Source organism: Ruegeria sp. AH3 (assembly GCF_056536265.1).
In genome coordinates this window covers 954,071-971,490 of record NZ_JBQFJL010000001.1, presented here as the reverse complement: position 1 = coordinate 971,490, position 17,420 = coordinate 954,071, and the positions used below count along the sequence as shown (strand labels likewise).

14 protein-coding genes are annotated in these 17,420 nt (G+C 59.5%); 10 read left to right on the top strand and 4 right to left on the bottom strand.

All coding sequences use genetic code 11. The features are described from left to right. Positions 1-14 precede the first annotated feature (14 nt). The 3 genes from ACR3EM_RS04795 to ACR3EM_RS04785 all read left to right on the top strand — a co-directional run bounded on the left by ACR3EM_RS04795 (position 15) and on the right by ACR3EM_RS04785 (position 2,560). On the top strand, positions 15-908 hold the full coding sequence (locus ACR3EM_RS04795; RefSeq protein ID WP_480469670.1) for a PfkB family carbohydrate kinase: 894 nt from the start codon (positions 15-17) through the stop codon (positions 906-908). Next, entirely contained in the window at positions 905-1,819 is a 915-nt protein-coding gene (locus tag ACR3EM_RS04790; RefSeq protein ID WP_480469669.1) for a pseudouridine-5'-phosphate glycosidase, read from the top strand. The genes ACR3EM_RS04795 and ACR3EM_RS04790 overlap by 4 nt, the downstream gene beginning before the upstream one ends. Before the next feature lie 63 nt (positions 1,820-1,882). After that, positions 1,883-2,560, top strand: a complete 678-nt coding sequence (locus ACR3EM_RS04785; protein WP_480469668.1) for a DUF502 domain-containing protein — start codon at positions 1,883-1,885, stop codon at positions 2,558-2,560. Here ACR3EM_RS04785 and ACR3EM_RS04780 read toward each other — a convergent pair whose 3' ends face one another. Both ACR3EM_RS04780 and ACR3EM_RS04775 read right to left on the bottom strand, forming a co-directional pair. Next, positions 2,561-3,586, bottom strand: coding sequence for a patatin-like phospholipase family protein (locus tag ACR3EM_RS04780; RefSeq protein WP_480469667.1), 1,026 nt, complete (start codon positions 3,584-3,586; stop codon positions 2,561-2,563). It abuts the gene before it with no gap. Positions 3,587-3,651: 65 nt separating this feature from the next. Beyond that, positions 3,652-4,425, bottom strand: coding sequence for a 3-hydroxybutyrate dehydrogenase (locus ACR3EM_RS04775; protein ID WP_480471893.1), 774 nt, complete (start codon positions 4,423-4,425; stop codon positions 3,652-3,654). A 294-nt stretch (positions 4,426-4,719) separates the two neighbouring features. On the opposite strand from ACR3EM_RS04775, the gene ACR3EM_RS04770 reads away from it, so the two are divergent. Next, positions 4,720-6,534, top strand: coding sequence for an extracellular solute-binding protein (locus ACR3EM_RS04770; protein WP_480469666.1), 1,815 nt, complete (start codon positions 4,720-4,722; stop codon positions 6,532-6,534). 575 nt (positions 6,535-7,109) lie between these two features. Next, a complete protein-coding gene (locus ACR3EM_RS04765) occupies positions 7,110-7,427 on the top strand; it encodes a hypothetical protein (RefSeq protein WP_480469665.1) in 318 nt (105 codons plus the stop codon). On the opposite strand, the gene ACR3EM_RS04760 is transcribed toward ACR3EM_RS04765, so the two are convergent. Then, positions 7,416-8,039, bottom strand: coding sequence for a helix-turn-helix domain-containing protein (locus ACR3EM_RS04760; RefSeq protein ID WP_480469664.1), 624 nt, complete (start codon positions 8,037-8,039; stop codon positions 7,416-7,418). The two genes, ACR3EM_RS04765 and ACR3EM_RS04760, sit on opposite strands and share 12 nt — an antisense overlap. 65 nt (positions 8,040-8,104) lie before the next feature. Between ACR3EM_RS04760 and ACR3EM_RS04755 the strand changes: the two genes are divergently transcribed. The 5 genes from ACR3EM_RS04755 (at position 8,105) to ACR3EM_RS04735 (ending at position 13,957) form a co-directional block, all read left to right on the top strand. Further along, positions 8,105-9,622: a class I adenylate-forming enzyme family protein gene (locus tag ACR3EM_RS04755; RefSeq protein ID WP_480469663.1), complete on the top strand. Its 1,518-nt coding sequence runs from the start codon at positions 8,105-8,107 to the stop codon at positions 9,620-9,622. Continuing rightward, positions 9,619-10,278 (top strand): DsbA family oxidoreductase, encoded by a 660-nt coding sequence (locus ACR3EM_RS04750; protein ID WP_480469662.1) that lies wholly within the window; start codon positions 9,619-9,621, stop codon positions 10,276-10,278. Before ACR3EM_RS04755 ends, ACR3EM_RS04750 begins: the two co-directional genes overlap by 4 nt. Before the next feature lie 73 nt (positions 10,279-10,351). Beyond that, positions 10,352-11,560 (top strand): MFS transporter, encoded by a 1,209-nt coding sequence (locus tag ACR3EM_RS04745; RefSeq protein WP_480469661.1) that lies wholly within the window; start codon positions 10,352-10,354, stop codon positions 11,558-11,560. A 58-nt stretch (positions 11,561-11,618) separates the two neighbouring features. Beyond that, positions 11,619-13,283 carry a tetratricopeptide repeat protein gene (locus tag ACR3EM_RS04740; RefSeq protein ID WP_480469660.1) on the top strand — a complete coding sequence of 555 codons (1,665 nt, stop codon included), beginning with the start codon at positions 11,619-11,621 and terminating at the stop codon, positions 13,281-13,283. Then, entirely contained in the window at positions 13,280-13,957 is a 678-nt protein-coding gene (locus ACR3EM_RS04735; RefSeq protein ID WP_480469659.1) for an SH3 domain-containing protein, read from the top strand. Before ACR3EM_RS04740 ends, ACR3EM_RS04735 begins: the two co-directional genes overlap by 4 nt. Here ACR3EM_RS04735 and mfd read toward each other — a convergent pair. After that, positions 13,954-17,409: a transcription-repair coupling factor gene (gene mfd / locus ACR3EM_RS04730; RefSeq protein WP_480469658.1), complete on the bottom strand. Its 3,456-nt coding sequence runs from the start codon at positions 17,407-17,409 to the stop codon at positions 13,954-13,956. The genes ACR3EM_RS04735 and mfd overlap by 4 nt on opposite strands. Positions 17,410-17,420: the final 11 nt, after the last annotated feature.

The following is a 17,420-nucleotide window of genomic DNA, read 5'->3' as shown; positions in this document are numbered from 1 at the left end:
GCATGACACGTGGTATGAATAAGAACAGCGAAATCCTGTGCATCGGTTCAGTCCTTTGGGACGTGATCGGACGGTCGGCCAGCGCCATGCGTCAGGGCTCGGACGTGCCGGGTCGCATCACCCGCCTGCCCGGTGGCGTCGCCATGAACATCGCCATGACGCTGGTGCGGTTTGGGATGACTCCCACGCTGCTGACCGCAATAGGCCGCGACCCCGAGGGCGACGAACTGGTTCAGTCCTGCGCGCGCCTCGGGATGGTCACCGATCACATCTATCGCTCGCAAGACCTGCCAACCGACAGATATATGGCTGTCGAGGGCGCAAACGGGCTGATCGCCGCCATTGCCGATGCGCATTCGCTGGAAGCCGCCGGAGCCAAAATCCTGCGCCCTCTCATGCACGGGCCTTTGGGTTACGAAAATACACCTTTCGAAGGCCCCATTGCACTGGATGGCAACCTGACACTCACCCTTCTGGAAGAGATTGCCCAAAGCCCCGCCTTCGCCAAAGCCGATCTGCGCGTCGCGCCCGCCTCACCCGGTAAGGCCGAGCGGCTGCTGCCCTTCCTCAAACACGCCCGCGCGACACTGTATGTGAACCTCGAAGAGGCCGGCCTGCTATGTCAGCGCGAATTCACCGATTCCGAAAGCGCCGCCAAGGGTCTGCTGGATCGTGGTGCCCTGCGGGTACTGGTAACCGATGGCGGAAACTCAGCCACTGTCGGGGATACTGACGGCGTTCTGACCCAAACACCCCCTTCGGTTCTGGTCACTCGTGTGACTGGTGCCGGAGATACCTTCATGGCCGCCCATATCGCCGCCGAGGCAAATGGCGCAGTGAATGACGCGGCCCTCAGCCGCGCCCTGCATGCCGCCGCAACCTATGTTTCCGGAGAAACCCCACTGTGATCACCCTTCACTATTCCGCCGAGGTCCGTGCTGCCAAAGATGCAGGCCAACCCATCGTGGCACTGGAAAGCACCATTATTACCCACGGCATGCCCTACCCTCAGAACATCGAGGTTGCGGCCCAGGTCGAACAGGATATCCGTGATGCCGGTGCAGTTCCGGCCACAATCGCCGTTATCGACGGTGTTCTGAATGTCGGTCTCGAAGCCGACCAGTTGAGTGCATTGGGTCAGGCTCAGGGCGTCGCCAAACTGTCGCGTGCTGACATGGCGGCGTGCCTCGCTACCGGCGGCACAGGCGCAACCACGGTTGCGGCCACGATGATCGCCGCACATTACGCCGGTATCGAGGTTTTTGCGACCGGGGGCATCGGAGGGGTGCATCAGGGGGCCGAAACTTCATTCGATATTTCTGCCGATTTGCACGAGCTTGCCCACACCCCGGTCACCGTTGTAGCGGCCGGGGCCAAAGCCATCCTCGACCTAGCCAAAACGCTTGAGGTTCTGGAAACGCTGGGCGTGCCCGTCATCGCGCATGGGCAGGACGAGTTTCCGGCGTTCTGGTCCGCAAAGTCTCCGCTCGCGGCCCCGCTGCGCATGGACGATGCTGCCAAGATTGCCAAAGCCCACGCCACCCGTCGCGCGCTGGGTCTACCCGGCGGACAATTGGTGGCCAACCCGATCCCCGATGCCGATCAGATCCCGTCCGATGAATTGGCGCCCATCATCGCATCGGCCCAATCCGACGCCGAGACGCACCGCATCACCGGCAAGGGCGTTACCCCTTATCTGCTGCAGCGTATCTACGAACAGACCGAGGGCCGTTCCCTTACTGCCAATATCGCTCTGGTCCGCAACAATGCCCGCCTGGCTGCCGCCATCGCGCGAGAATTGGCAAAATCGGCACCGTAAAGGGGCCTATTGTACCAAAGGCCCAGACTGCTTACCTAAATCCGCAAACCACTCAGGACCGCAATGAACACTCCGTTTGACGAAGAACCTCACCGCCGACCGGGTCTGTTGTCCCGGCTGCGCGCGTCTTTTCTGACGGGCATTGTCGTCATCGCGCCCGTGTGGCTGACTGTTTGGTTGATCTGGTCTGTCGTGGGCTGGATCGACAGCGCGGTACTGCCGCTGATCCCGCAGCGGTTCCAGCCTTCGGAATATGTCGGCATCAACTTGCGCGGCGTGGGCGTCGTCATCTTCCTGCTCTTCACGGTCATCGTCGGCTGGATTGCCAAAGGCATCCTGGGCCGCTCGTTGATCCATTTCGCCGAGAGCCTCGTCGACCGTATGCCCGTTGTTCGTTCGGTCTATTCCGGGATCAAGCAAATCTCGGAAACGGTGTTCGCGCAGACCGAGCGGTCTTTCGAAAAGGCTTGCCTGATCCAGTATCCCCGCCGAGGCATCTGGGCCATCGGCTTTGTCTCGACCACCGCCCGGGGCGAAGTGAGTGAGCGCGCTGAAACCGGGGGCGAGTTGCTGAGCGTGTTTGTCCCCACAACTCCGAACCCTACATCCGGTTTCCTGCTGTTTTTCCCCGCCGAGGACGTGATCCTGCTGGACATGTCCATCGAGGACGCAGCCAAACTGGTGATTTCAGCCGGTCTTGTTTATCCGAACGACAAAGACCCGACCCAACCACCTGAATAATCAGCCAAACATCGCAGGCAGATCGACTGTGCTGCGCTCTCCCAGATCGTCTTTATAAGCAGTCAGAAACTGCTCTGCCGCGTTGCGTCCGGCCTTTTTCAACCGGTTCAACACAACCGGGTTGGGTACAATTTTGGTCGCCGCCGAGAGGTCGTTCATCAAGGCGTCATCCGCAATCATATGCACCAGCACCCGGCTCATCTCTCCCGCTTTCAGTTTGCCCTCGGCCAGCAAGCGCTGCACGAAATTGATAGCTCGTAATTCGCGAAAGAGCGATGAGTTGAAACTGATCTCGTTGATCCGGTTCTGGATTTGCTGCGGCGTTTTGGGAACCTCGTCACGTTCCAGTGGGTTGATGTTCACGATCACCACATCATCCGGCAAACCATTGTTGAACAATGGATAGAGAGCCGGATTGCCCGTATAGCCCCCATCCCAATAGGCCTCGGTTCGCCCGGATTTGGGGTCAAAAATTTCAACCGCCTGAAACAGGTTGGGCAGGCAGGCCGAGGCCAGAATGGCATCTGTCGAAATCTCTTCCCCGGCAAACACGCGGATCTTGCCGCTGCGCACACAGGTCGCGCAGACAAAAAGCTCTGGCCCCTCATCTGCGCAGATTTCGTCAAAGTTGAAGCGATCCACCACCGGGGTAAGCGGATTGCGGTAGAACGGACCATAGGCATAGGGCGACACCAGCCGCGACCAGGTCTCGGCCATCGAAAACGGAACCGAGTATTCCAGCGCCTGAGCAACATGAGCGGGCTCAATGCCGCGCATCCAATGGGCAATCCGCATATCCCCGACGGCCCCCATGCGCTTCCACAACCCATCCAGAGAAGCCCGCGCGCCCTCACGCCCGTCTCGTACCATCCCCGACTTAAACGCTGCCCCGTTCAGCGCCCCCGCCGAGGTTCCTGTGATCGCTGCAACCTCGATGTCCTCTTCGTCCAGCAAACGGTCCAGCACGCCCCAGGTGAACGCCCCATGCGCCCCACCACCCTGCAATGCCAGATTGATCCTCTTCACGACCCCACCCTCTTCTTCTGACTAATATTACTTCGGGGGCATGGGGGCTGTGCCCCCAAGAAAACTCACAAGGCGGTCCAACCTCCATCGACCGAAATCGTCGTACCCGTAATCTGCGCAGCCGCATCCGAGCACAGGAAGATCGTCGTACCGCCCAGTTGTTCGATTGTCGCGAACTCTTTTGAAGGCTGCCGCTCCAGCAATACGTTCTTTATGACCTCTTCCCGGGTCATGTTGTATTCTCGCATCGTGTTAGGGATCTGGGAATCTATCAAAGGTGTCAACACATAGCCCGGGCAGATCGCATTGCAGGTGATCGGCTCTTGCGCGGTTTCCAACGCCACGGTTTTGGTCATCCCAACCACGCCATGTTTGGCCGCGATATACGCCGCTTTGAAGGGCGAGGCCGTCAGACCATGGGCCGAGGCGATATTCACGATCCGTCCCCAGCCCGCCGCACGCATCATCGGCAGGGCCGCAGCCGTGGTGTGGAAGGCCGAGTTCATGTTGATCGCAATGACCGCGTCCCACTTGTCAGCCGGAAACTGATCGATCGGATCGACGTGCTGAATGCCCGCATTGTTCACCAGGATGTCACAAGCGCCCGCCTGCTCGATCAGGGCGCGGCACTCGTCACCCTTGGACATATCCGCCTTGATGTAGCGCGCATTGGTGCCCGTCTCCTGCCCGATCTCGGCGGCCAGCGCATGATCCTCGTCTCGGTCGGTGAACGAGTTCAGCACCACATCCGCCCCGGCCTTGGCCAACTCGCGCGCGATGCCCAGCCCGATCCCTGAATTCGACCCCGTGATGACGGCTGTTTTGCCCGACAGACCCATGACATTCTCCCTGCTGGATTTCATTTCGCGCGCACTGTGCCATGCTGCACCTGCAAATAAAACGGGGAATGATGACGGGTTTGTTTCCCGGCTCAGATCTGCATAAAAAAACGCCCGCACGAAGCGGGCGTTAAGTTATTGAGGCAGGTTTCATACAGGCAAGAAACCTATCGAGCAGTGCATCCTTTATAAGCAATTCTTTGCATCCATCCAAGCTAAAAGTTTGATAATAAGAAAAATCATGGCTACGGTGAATCCCAAACAAAATAAGGCCAGAGCAGGATTGTTTCCAAAATGAGCCCCGATTATCTCCGCCCGTTCAGACACGTTATCGCGGGAATCACCTGCATTTTTACTGCCTCTTTGGTTTCTGCAGAATCGGTCCATGGCATAGCTATGTATGGGGACCCGGCCTTACCACCGGATTTTGTGTCGCTGCCCTATGCAAATCCGGACGCGCCGAAGGGCGGTAAAGTCGTGTTCGGAAACACCGGCGCCTATAACAGCCTTAATCCGTTTGTGCAAAAAGGCACGTCACCCTGGCAGTTGCGATTTTGGACCCATGAAAGCCTGATGGGCCGATCCTGGGACGAACCTTTCACTCTTTACGGGTTGTTAGCCGAATCAGTTGAGACGGCCGACGACCGCTCCTGGGTCGAATTCACACTTCGCGAGAACGCCGCATTTTCAGACGGAACCCCCGTGACCGTCGATGACGTGATCTGGTCATACGAGACTTTGGGCACCGAAGGCCACCTGCGCTATCGCGGGCTTTGGGGCAAAATCGACAGCATCGAACAGACCGGGCCGCGCAGCGTGCGCATCACCTTCAACGAACCGGATCGAGAGCTGGCCCTGATCGCCGGTCTACGCCCGATCCTGCGAAAAGCCCAGTGGGAGGGGAAGGATTTCGCCGACGCTCCGCTGCAGGATATCCCCATCGGAACCGGGCCTTACGTCATCGATGATTATGAGGCCGGTCGCTATGTCACCCTGCGGCGGAACCCTGACTATTGGGGTGCCGATATCCCGTTCCGCAAAGGCACCATGAACCTTGATGAAATGCTGCTGGAATTCTACGGTGATGCTACGGTTCTGTTCGAGGCGTTCAAGGCCGGAGAACTGACCGCCGTGCGTGAGTTCAACGCCGATAAGTGGGACACCCAGTTCAACTTTCCCTCAGTGCAACGTGGCGATGTCATCAAGACGGAAATCCCACATGGCAAGCCCTCAGGCATGACGGGCTATGTAATGAACACGCGCAAAGCCCCGTTCGACGACTGGCGCGTGCGCGAAGCGCTGACGCTGGCCTTCAATTTCGAATTTATCAACGACACCATCACCGGTGGCGCACAGCCCCGGATTACGTCGTATTTCTCAGGTTCTGATCTGGCCATGCAGCCAGGTCCGGCAACCGGCCGTGTTGCCGAGCTGCTGGAACCCTACGCCGCTGATCTGCCGCCCGGAACGCTTGACGGGTACACCCCGCCAGCGGGCGATGGATCGGCCCGGAACCGTGCCAACATCCGCGCGGCCGCAAACCTGCTGGCTGAAGCAGGCTGGACCATTCAGGACGGTGTCCTGCGCAATGACAAAGGCGAGCCCTTCACCATCACGGTCCTGCTGCAACAAGGCGACAGCGACAATATGACGGCGATGGAGATCTATACCCGCGCGCTGGAACGTCTGGGTATTCAGGTGACAATCGAACAGGTCGACAGCGCGCAATATACAGGGCGCACCTCCGAGCTGGATTTTGACATGACCATCTTCCGCCGCGCGCTGTCGCTTTCGCCGGGCAACGAGCAGCGCCTGTATTGGGGCAGCGAGAATGCGGACACACCCGGTACGCGGAACCTGATGGGCGTCACATCGCCTGCGGTTGATGGTTTGATCGACGCGATGCTGACCTCGGAAAGCCACGAGGATTTCGTTGCCGCCACCCGCGCGCTGGATCGCGTTCTGACTGCCGGGCGCTATGTGATCCCGATTTGGAACTTTGACGTTGGGCGCATCGCCCACGCCAAGGAACTGAAGCACCCAAGCACTTGGCCGATCTATGGCGATGGACCCGAATATATGCCTCAGGTCTGGTGGTATGAGGAATGACACGCTCAAGATGAAATTTGTCTTCGCCGCTAGCGACCATACCGCCAACGAGACCTGCCTGATTTGACCCGAGTCCCGGGTGCGCATTTCAACCCGGTGGTGCCTAAGCCAGATGCCATATATTCGATCGTCCGATACTATAGACATCCGAGACTCTGCACCGCACCGGTTCGCACCAGTGATTTTCCGAGATCATCGCCGCCCTCGACCTGATCTTCGTAGTTTTCGGCGGATTTCAGCACAAGCGGATACGATACCAGTCCTTGTGCAGCTCCACATCGTTGACGCCTACAAATATACATCATCCATAAGTTTTGAGATTCTGGCAGCTATCATCACAAGATGGCTTTACGGATAGGTTCTTGGGGATATACCCTGCACATATACCGACGTTCGTTATAATGCAGATAATTGCTGTATTTATCGGGCATGTTTTACTGAGCTGGCTGTTCAAGCCAGAGGAATTACGGACCGGCCGCCACTCACTAAACAGCAGGTCCGTAGGCCCGTTGCGGTTACGCCGCAGCGGGTTTTTTGCACCCGAATGACCCGATTGCACCCTGCGACATTTTGTCATGTCCGCAGCATCGCGCCTCACTCCGTACGCTGGTTTGGGGGAGAGCAATCCTGAAACACTAACAAAGGAAGGCTCGCAGATGCTGAACTGGGCTGATCTGACGCAAGACTGGGGCGCGTCTTATGCGCGCGCGAAACGCAGGTTTCCAAACCTGCGAGACAGGGATATGGCCCGCGTTGGCGAAGATCGCAAACAGTTCGAGGCCTATCTGGCCGAGCGTCATCACCTGACAGTCAACGAAGCACGCGAAGAGCTTGAGGATTTCCTGTTTACTGAGGCTCTAAACCGCGAGGCTGCCCAGTCTTTAGCTAAGTGAAGTCACCCACAGGATCGTTGCGTCTTCATCACTGACCGAAATGACATTGTGCCCCATGCTGCCATCGTAATAGGCACTGTCGCCCCGACGCATCTCGACGGGTTCATAAAACTCGGTGAACAACCGGACAACACCGGTCAGCACGTACAGAAATTCCTCACCATCATGGCGCACCCAGCCATCAAATTCTTCCATCGATCGCGCACGAACGCGGGCGCGATACGGCAGCATCTGTTTTTTGGTCAGCGTTTCGGCCAATAGCTCATGCTCGTAGGTCGCGGTTGCATGCGCGGCCCCCTCACCCATCTTGGTCACCGCCATGCGACCAATCACCTGATCGCGCTGCGGTGGCGTGAATAGCTGCGGCACCGAGATCTCCAGACCGGTAGCCAGCTTTTTCAGCGCGTCATAGGTCGGAGACATCTGACCGTTCTCGATCTTGCTAAGCGTTGAACGTGCCAGCCCGGCCTGAGTGGCGGCCTGCTCCAACGTCCATTTGCGCGCCTTGCGCAGCTCACGCACCCGCGCACCCAGATCGACAGGCTCCAATTCCTTGCTGTTGCCGTTGTCGCGCGCAATGCGGACGATGGATTTGTGATCATTCGTGCTCATAGCTCTTTCTATAGGGCCAGGCCGCGCCGCTTGCAACGCACGGCACCCGACGGTAGCCGTAGGCCATGTTGTCGATCTTTGATCAGGGACCCTTTGCACCCTGTCCCAACCCCTTCAATCTGGCGGCGCATGTTCTGCGCCATGCAGATGAATGCGCCGGCAAAACGGCCCTGTCCGTTCTTGGCGGTCACTTGGCCCGTGACTGGACCTATGCCGACTTAAAGGCAGCGATCCTTGGCACCGGGGCCGGGTTGCTGGACGCGGGTCTCACGCCCGGAGACATCGTGGTCATGCGGTTAGGCAATACCGTTGATTTCCCGATTGCCTATCTGGGCGCCATCGCAGTGGGCCTTGTTCCGGTCCCGACATCCTCGCAACTGACAGAGGCTGAGACCGCTGGTATCCTGAGCGACCTCAACCCGGCCGCCATCCTGCGCGACCCGGACGTGGCCTGCGCCCCGCATCCGCGTCAGATCACCCTGTTCGACCTGACCGAGATGCGCAGCCTGCCCCCTGCGCGCTTTGAGATGGGGGATCCCGACCGCATGGCCTATGTGGTCTATACTTCGGGCACGTCGGGCAAGCCGCGCGCGGTTGCGCATGCCCACCGGGCGATCTGGGCGCGGCAGATGATGGTTGATGGCTGGTACGGGCTAACGCCATCCGACCGACTGTGCCATGCAGGCGCGTTCAACTGGACCTATACGCTGGGCACCGGGTTGATGGACCCGTGGACCATCGGCGCAACCGCGCTGATCCCTGAACCCGGCACCGATATCGCGGATCTGCCCGCGTTGCTGAATCAGCATCGAGCCACGATCTTCGCCGCCGCGCCGGGCGTCTATCGCAAGATGTTGCAGGCCCCCGAACGTATGAGCTTGCCCAACCTGCGCCATGGCCTCTCGGCGGGCGAGAAACTGTCGCGTCACCTGCACGAACGCTGGATGCAGAGCACCGGCACCGAACTGTACGAAGCCTACGGCATGTCCGAATGCTCGACCTTTATCTCATCCAGCCCGACCCACCCGGCACGCGGAGAGGCTCTGGGCCAACCACAGCCCGGTCGCCGGATCGCCATCGTTGGGCCTGACGGACCGGTCCCTCAGGGGCAAGAGGGTACAATTGCAATTCATCGCAACGACCCCGGTCTGATGTTGACCTACCTGAACGCACCGGAAGAGGCCGAGGCGCGCATGGCCGGGAACTGGTTCCTGACCGGCGATCAGGGGGCGATGGCAGCAGACGGTCAGATCATCTATCTCGGCCGCGACGACGATATGATGAATGCGGGTGGGTACCGGGTATCTCCGGTCGAGGTCGAGGCGGCACTGTCTACCCACCCCGGCATCACTCAGGTCGGCGCGGCGGCGGTTGAGGTGAAACAGGACAGCTCGATCATCGTTGCCTTCTACACCGGCCCCGAAGAACTGGACGCGGAGGTGTTGCGCGCCTATGTGTCTGACAAGCTGGCGCGCTACAAACAGCCGCGCGCCTTTGTCCATCTGTCCGCCCTGCCTACCGGAGGCAACAGCAAACTCCTGCGCCGCGCCCTGCCGGCCTATTTCAAGGCGACGTCCGAATGACACAGACCGTTAAGCTCGACATCATGTCCGACCCGATTTGCCCCTGGTGCTATATCGGCAAGACCCATCTGGACAAAGCGCTGGCAGAGGTGCCGAACCACCCCTTTGTGATCGAATGGCATCCGTTTCAGCTGAATCCCGACATGCCTGACGCGGGTATGGACCGGCGCGAATACCTTGAACGTAAATTCGGCGGCAAGGACGGTGCCGTCCGCGCCTATGCACCCGTGGTAGAACATGCCGATAACGCTGGTCTGAAAATCGATTTCGAGGGCATGAAACGCACCCCCAACACGCTGGATGCCCACCGGCTGATCCACTGGGCCGGGATCGAGGGCAAACAGAACGCCGTGGTTGACGCGCTGTTCAACGCCTATTTCGTCGAGGCGCGCGATATTGGCGATCATGAGGTTCTGGCAGATATCGCCGACACCGTCGGCATGGATGCCGCCGTTGTACTGAAACTGCTGAAGTCAAACGCCGACCGGGAAGATATCCGCAACCGGGATACGCATTCGCGGCAGATGGGCGTGAATTCGGTTCCGACATTCATCGTGGCCAATCAACATGCGGTTCCTGGTGCGCAACCCCCTGAATTATGGGGGAAAGTGATCGCGGACATCATGTCTCAACTTGAGGCTTCCCCTGCAGAATAGCACATACCTCTGTGCATTCCTGATCTAGTCCAACCCGTTGCACCGTGATAGCGCTGCTGGGAAGGAGCTTCCCATGACCAATCGTATGTCGCGGGGCGAATTCATTGCGCTGGTCGCGATGATGTTCGCCACGATTGCCTTTTCGATCGATTCAATGCTGCCCGCCCTGCCTGAAATCGGGGCAGAGCTCAGCCCCGGTGATCTCAACAAGGCCCAGCTGATCCTGACGTCCTTTGTTCTGGGCATGGGGATCGGCACGTTTTTTACGGGGCCAATCTCGGATGCAGTCGGACGAAAGCCTGTGATCTACGGAGGTGTGGTACTTTACATCCTCGCCTCCGCCGTGGCCTGGGCCAGTTCGTCGCTCGAACTGGTACTGGCGGCGCGGGTGGCTCAGGGGTTGGGCGCAGCTGGTCCGCGCGTTGTGGCAATGGCAATCATTCGTGACCTCTTTGCCGGGCGCGAGATGGCCCGCATCATCTCAATCGCGATGATGATTTTCACTCTGGTTCCTGCGATCGCTCCGCTGCTTGGCGCAGGCGTTATCGCTTTGGTCGGCTGGCGCGGTATCTTCGTGTCATTCATCCTGTTCGCATTGGTCATTGTGATCTGGATGACCGTTCGACTGCCCGAATCCTTAGCACCCGAAAACCGCCGCCCCTTCCGCTTGCCGCTGATGATTGCGGCGGTACAAGAGATGATCGCGCATCCCACCGTCCGCCTGTCGATCATGGTGCAAACGCTTTGCATGGGCCTGCTGTTCACCATGCTGACAATGGTGCAACCGATCTTTGACGTCGTGCATGACCGGGCCGAAAGCTTTCCGTTCTGGTTCGGCTTCGTGGCGTTGATCTCAGGCTCGGCCAGCCTGTTGAACGCGGCGCTGGTCGTCCGTGTTGGCATGCGCCGGATGGTGACCTGGGCCTTGGGAGGGCAAATCCTGATCACCAGCTGCGTCATTTTCCTGAACATGACACCGTTGTCGCCCGACGCCTCGTTCGGCCTGTTCGTGGCCTGGCAAACATCGGTCTTTTTCATGGCGGGTGTGACCATGGGCAACCTGAACGCCATCGCGATGGAGCCGATGGGCCATATCGCAGGTATGGCGGCCTCAGTGATCGGCTCGATCGCCACCGTGCTGGCGGCGGCCATCGCGGCTCCGGTCGGTTTGTTGTTCGATGGTTCGATCACGCCGCTGACAACTGCTGTACTGATCATGTGCATCGTGGGCTTCGGCCTGATGCTGCATATGGGCCGGATTGAAAACAGACTTCTCGCCTGATCTGTGCAGCGCTCCTGAAACGCGCTAACCTGCCTCCCAGACTTGGGAGGGGGTTTTCATGAACGATTACTATGATCTGGGCACATATTCCTGTGCGGTCACGACATCGTCGCCCGAGGCGCAGCTCTGGTTCGATCGCGGGCTGGTCTGGACCTATGGTTATAACCACGACGAAGCGGTCGCCTGTTTCCAAAAGGCCGCCGAACATGACCCCGACTGCGCCATGGCGCATTGGGGCGTCGCCTATGCGGCAGGGCCGAACTACAACCTGCCGTGGGATTTGCGCGACGATCAAAATCAGACCAAATCGTTGGCAATTGCCTATGATGCAATGCAACGGGCAATGTCGCTGCTGGACAAGTGTACCCCGGTTGAACAAGCCCTCATCCGCGCCCTGCCCGCACGATACCCGCAGCGTGATCCGACGGAGGGCATGCACCGATGGGACTACGATTACGCCGACGCGATGCGCGCGGCCTTTGCCGAACAGCCTGACGATCTGGATTTGCGTACGATCTATGTCGAGGCGCTGATGAACCTCACGCCATGGCAGATGTGGGATCTAAAGACCGGTCAACCTGCCGAAGGCGCAGCCACGTTCGAGGCGCAGGAGGCTTTGGAAACCGCGATAGCCAACGATCCGGCGGCCATGTCTCATCCCGGATTGCTTCATCTTTATGTCCATCTGATGGAGATGTCTCCAACGCCAGAAAAGGCCCTGAAGGCGGGGGATATCCTGCGCACTTTGGTACCGGATGCGGGGCATCTGGTGCACATGCCCACCCATATCGACGTGCTGTGCGGCCACTATCAAAACGTTGTCCACTGGAACGAACAGGCCTCGGTCGCCGATCTGAAATATTATGAGCGTGAAGGTGCGTTCAACATCTATACCGGCTATCGCCAGCACAATTATCACTTCACCATCTATGGCGCTCTGTTCCTCGGTCAGATGGAACCGGCCCTGCGCGCCAATCAGGGCCTGTGGGAAACAACGCCCGAGGATATGTTGCGCGTCGAAAGCCCGCCCATGGCGGACTATTTCGAAAGCTACATGTCCATGGGGCCGCATATTCTGATCCGTTTTGGCCGCTGGGAAGAAGCCAAGGCACTGGAATTGCCTGAGGATCCCGACCTGTACCGCACCCTGACCGCGACCACGCATTATGCCCGCGCCATCGCCCATGCCGCGACCGGAGAGGTGACACAGGCCGAAGCAGAAGAGCAACTGTTCCTCGCCGCAAAAACCTGCGTGCCCGAGACCCGCCGCCTGCACAACAATCGGGTCATCGACCTGCTGGAGATCGCAGCGGAAATGCTGCGCGGTGAGATCGAGTATCGCAAAGGCAATTATGAGATCGCTTATGCCCATCTGCGCCGCTCGGTCGAACTGGATGATACGCTGCCCTATGACGAGCCATGGGGATGGATGCAGCCGACCCGCCACGCATTGGGTGCGTTGCTGATTGAACAGGGCCATATCGCCGAGGCCGAGGCCGTCTATCGCGAAGATCTGGGTCTGGGCGGCACGCTCAGCCGCGCCTCGATCCACCCGGACAATGTCTGGAGCCTGAAGGGCCTACACGATTGCCTAAAGGCGCGCGGAGAGGCGGTGGAAATCCGGCAGATCAAACAACGTCTGGACCTCGCGCTTGCCCGCGCCGACCGCGCAGTTGGAGCATCCTGTTTCTGCGCGCAAGCCGCAATGAGGGCCGCTGAATGAGAATACCCCTTTTGGTGGCCAGCTTGCTGATCGCTGGTCCGGCGCTTGCGCAGCGCCAGACCTTTCCGCCCGTTGACGAGGCGGAACGCGATCCCTCACTGCTCGCTTTCCGCGAAGACCTGCGGGCAAAGATCGACGCCCGCGATACAGATGCCGTCGTCGCCGCCGCCTGCCCGGATATCTATCTCAGCCATGGCAGCACCGGTGGCCCGGAGGAGTTCCACACCAACCTCACCGTGCCGCCGGAAATACTGGATGAAGAGTTTCAGGACGAAGCCGCTGAGCTTCGCGAATATTACTGGTCGCAATTACAGAAAACGCTTTCCCAACCGGGATATTTCGACGATCAGGGCGAATTCTGGATGCCCCATCATTGGCGGATCACCTTGCCCGCTGCGGTGGACCCATTCACGGCGTTCTTTGTTTCGGGCGAAAGCATCACGCTACGCCAGACTCCATCGCGCGGCGCAGCCATCCTCGCGCTGATCAGCCATGAGATCGTGATCGTCCCTGACTTTCAGCCTGACGAAGAATATCAGAAGATAAGACTGACCGATGGAACATCGGGATATCTGCTCAGCGATTTCTTGACGTCGATGGTCGGTTACCGCGCCGCATTTGTGAAATCCGACGCGGGTGAGTGGCAGCTCTGCACCTTTGTGACTGGGGACTAGGCCTTCGCCTTCTTCTTCTCGGCCACGACCTTTTCGGCCAGATCACGGGCAATGGCAAAAGCCCCTTTGATCTTGTCGCTGTCCTTCTTCCAGTCGCGGCGCACGACGATCTTGTTGTCCTTAACCTTGGCCAGCCCGCGCTGGTTCTGGATGAACTCGACCAGACCTTCGGGCGAGGCGAACTTGTCATTATGGAACTGGATCGTCGCGCCCTTCGGCCCGCCATCCAGCTTGGCAATGCCAGCGCGTTTGCACATCGCCTTGATGCGCACGACCAGCATCAAAGTGTTGACCTCTTTCGGCAGGGTACCGAAGCGGTCGATCAACTCGGCGGCGAACCCTTCCAGCTCGACCTTGGTCGACAGGGACGACAGTCGGCGATAAAGCCCCAACCGCACGTCCAGATCGGGCACGTAATCCTCGGGGATCAGAACCGGTACGCCCAGATTGATCTGTGGTGCCCATTGGTCGTCAGCATCCGACAGGCCTTCCATCTCACCGGCTTTGATCTTGGCAATCGCCTCTTCCAGCATCGACTGATAAAGCTCATAACCCACATCGCGCATCTGGCCCGATTGCTCTTCGCCCAGAAGGTTACCTGCCCCGCGAATGTCGAGGTCCTGAGACGCCAAGGTGAAACCGGCACCCAGCGTATCCAGCGAGCCCAGAACCCGCAGGCGCTTCTCGGCCGCCGCCGTAAGTTTCTGACGCGGCTTGGTTGTCAGATAGGCATAGGCGCGGGTTTTCGAGCGCCCCACCCGCCCCCGAATCTGATAGAGCTGCGCAAGGCCGAACATATCCGCCCGATGCACGACCATCGTGTTCGCAGTCGGAATATCCAGCCCGCTTTCCACAATCGTGGTCGCCAACAGCACATCATATTTGCCGTCATAGAAGGCATTCATACGATCATCGAGTTCTCCAGCTGCCATTTGCCCGTGGGCAACCATATAGGTCAGCTCTGGCAACTGCTCCTTCAGGAATTCCTCGATCTCGGGCAGGTCTGAAATGCGCGGTACCACATAGAAACTTTGCCCGCCACGATAATGCTCGCGCAGCAGCGCCTCACGGATCGTGACGGCGTCGAACTCGCTGACATAGGTGCGGATCGCCAGACGGTCGACGGGCGGAGTGCCGATGATTGACAGATCACGTACGCCGGTCAGCGACAATTGCAACGTACGCGGGATCGGCGTGGCGGTCAGCGTCAGGACGTGCACGTCCGAGCGCAGCTGTTTCAGCCGCTCTTTATGACCCACACCGAAATGCTGTTCCTCGTCGATGATCAGCAGGCCCAAGTTCTGGAACCGTATGCCTTTGGCCAACAGCGCATGGGTGCCGATCACGATATCCACCGTGCCGCGTGCCAGCCCGTCGCGGGTTTGTTGCGCCTCTTTCGCCGAAACAAAGCGCGACAATTGCCGGACCTCCAGTGGGAAGCCGCGGAAGCGATCCTTGAACGAGGCCGCATGTTGTCGGGCCAGCAGAGTGGTCGGGGCTATCACAGCCACCTGCACACCGGACATGGCTGCGACGAAGGCAGCACGCATCGCAACCTCGGTCTTACCGAACCCCACGTCACCACAGATCAGACGGTCCATCGGCGCGCCAGAATGCATATCCTCCATGACTTCCGATATCGCGCGCAGTTGGTCGTCGGTTTCCTGATATGGGAAACGTGCGCTGAACTCCTCCCACGCATGGGGCGGCGGATCCATGACCGGAGCTTTGCGCAAAGCACGTTCGGCAGCGATGCGGATCAGCTTGTCCGCCATCTCGCGGATGCGCTCTTTTAGCTTGGCCTTCTTGGCCTGCCATGCACCGCCGCCCAGACGGTCCAGCAGCCCCTCGTCATGGCCGTATTTCGACAGCAGCTCGATGTTTTCGACCGGCAGGTACAGCTTGGACTGTTCGGCATATTCCAACAGCAGGCATTCATGCGCTGCACCTGCTGCCGTAACGACCTCCATCCCCTGATAGCGGCCAATACCGTGATCCACATGCACCACCAGATCACCGGGGGACAGCGATTGGGTCTCGGTCAGGAAGTTCTCGGCCTTGCGGCGTTTCTTGGGCTGACGGATCAGGCGGTCGCCCAGTACATCCTGTTCAGCGATCACCGTCAGGTCGGGGGTCTCGAACCCGTGCTCCAACGCCCAGACAGCCAGATGCAGTCCGCGTTTCCCAACGCGGGTACCGTCGGTCACAGGGATCGCCTCGGCCAGACCTTCATCCTCGATCAACCCGGTCAGACGTTCGCGCGCGCCTTCGGAATAAGACGCGATCAGCACCGGCCCCTTCGCCATCTTGTCGGTAATATGACTGGCCAGAGCGCCGAACAGGCTGATGCTCTCCTGCTGCCGCTCGGGTGCAAAGTTGCGCCCAATGCGGCCACCCGCATCGATCACACCTGGCCCGCTGGCCTGCGGCAGAGGGCTAAATTGCAGAACGCGGCGGTCACCAACGGCCTGCTCCCACGCGGCGTCATCCAGATACAGCAAACCGGGTGGGGTCGGTTTGTAAACCGTATCCATGCGCGAGCGGTTTTCGAGTGCCAGCTTGCGCGTCTCGTATTGGTCGGAAATCGTATCCCAACGCGCCAGCCGTGCGGGCGTGACCTGATCGTCCAGCGAAACGGAGGCCTCAGGCAGATAATCAAAGAGTGTTTCCAGTTTTTCATGGAAGAACGGCAACCAATGCTCAATGCCCTGGTGCTTACGGCCCGCACTGACCGCCTCATAAAGCGGATCGTCAGTACCGGCCGCGCCGAACTCAATGCGGTAGTTCTGACGGAACCGGGTAATGGCGGCTTCGTCCAGAATGACCTCAGACACCGGGGCGAGTTCGACCACCTCAAGCTTCTCGGTCGTGCGTTGCGACACCGGATCGAACCGACGCGCCCCGTCCAATACATCCCCGAACAGGTCCAGCCGGACGGGGCCGGATTCGCCCGGCGGGAAGATGTCAATAATCCCGCCGCGGATGGCATAGTCACCTGGCTCCATGACGGTCGGGCTTTGGGTGAACCCCATGCGCACCAGGAAATTCCGCAAAGCCTCTTCATCAACCCGATGATCAACACGCGCCGTGAAGGCAGCCTCGCGTAGCACGTCCCGCGCAGGAACCCGCTGTGTCGCCGCATTCAGCGTCGTCAGCAGAACAAACCGAGCCGGCATCTGGTGCACCAGCGCCGCAAGCGTCGCCACCCGTGCGGCCGCTATATCCGCGTTGGGCGATACCCGGTCATAAGGCAGGCAGTCCCAACCCGGAAACACGAAGACCGGCATGTCCGGGGCAAAGAAGGCAAGCGCCGCCCGCATCGCCGCCATCCGCTTGTCATCGCGGGCCACATGAACAACAGGACCACCCGAACGGGCAATCTCGTTCAGGACAAGCTGCGCGTCAAACCCCTCAGGGGCACCGCCAACCGTAACATGGTTCGGAGCCGTCATCGCCTCGTCCT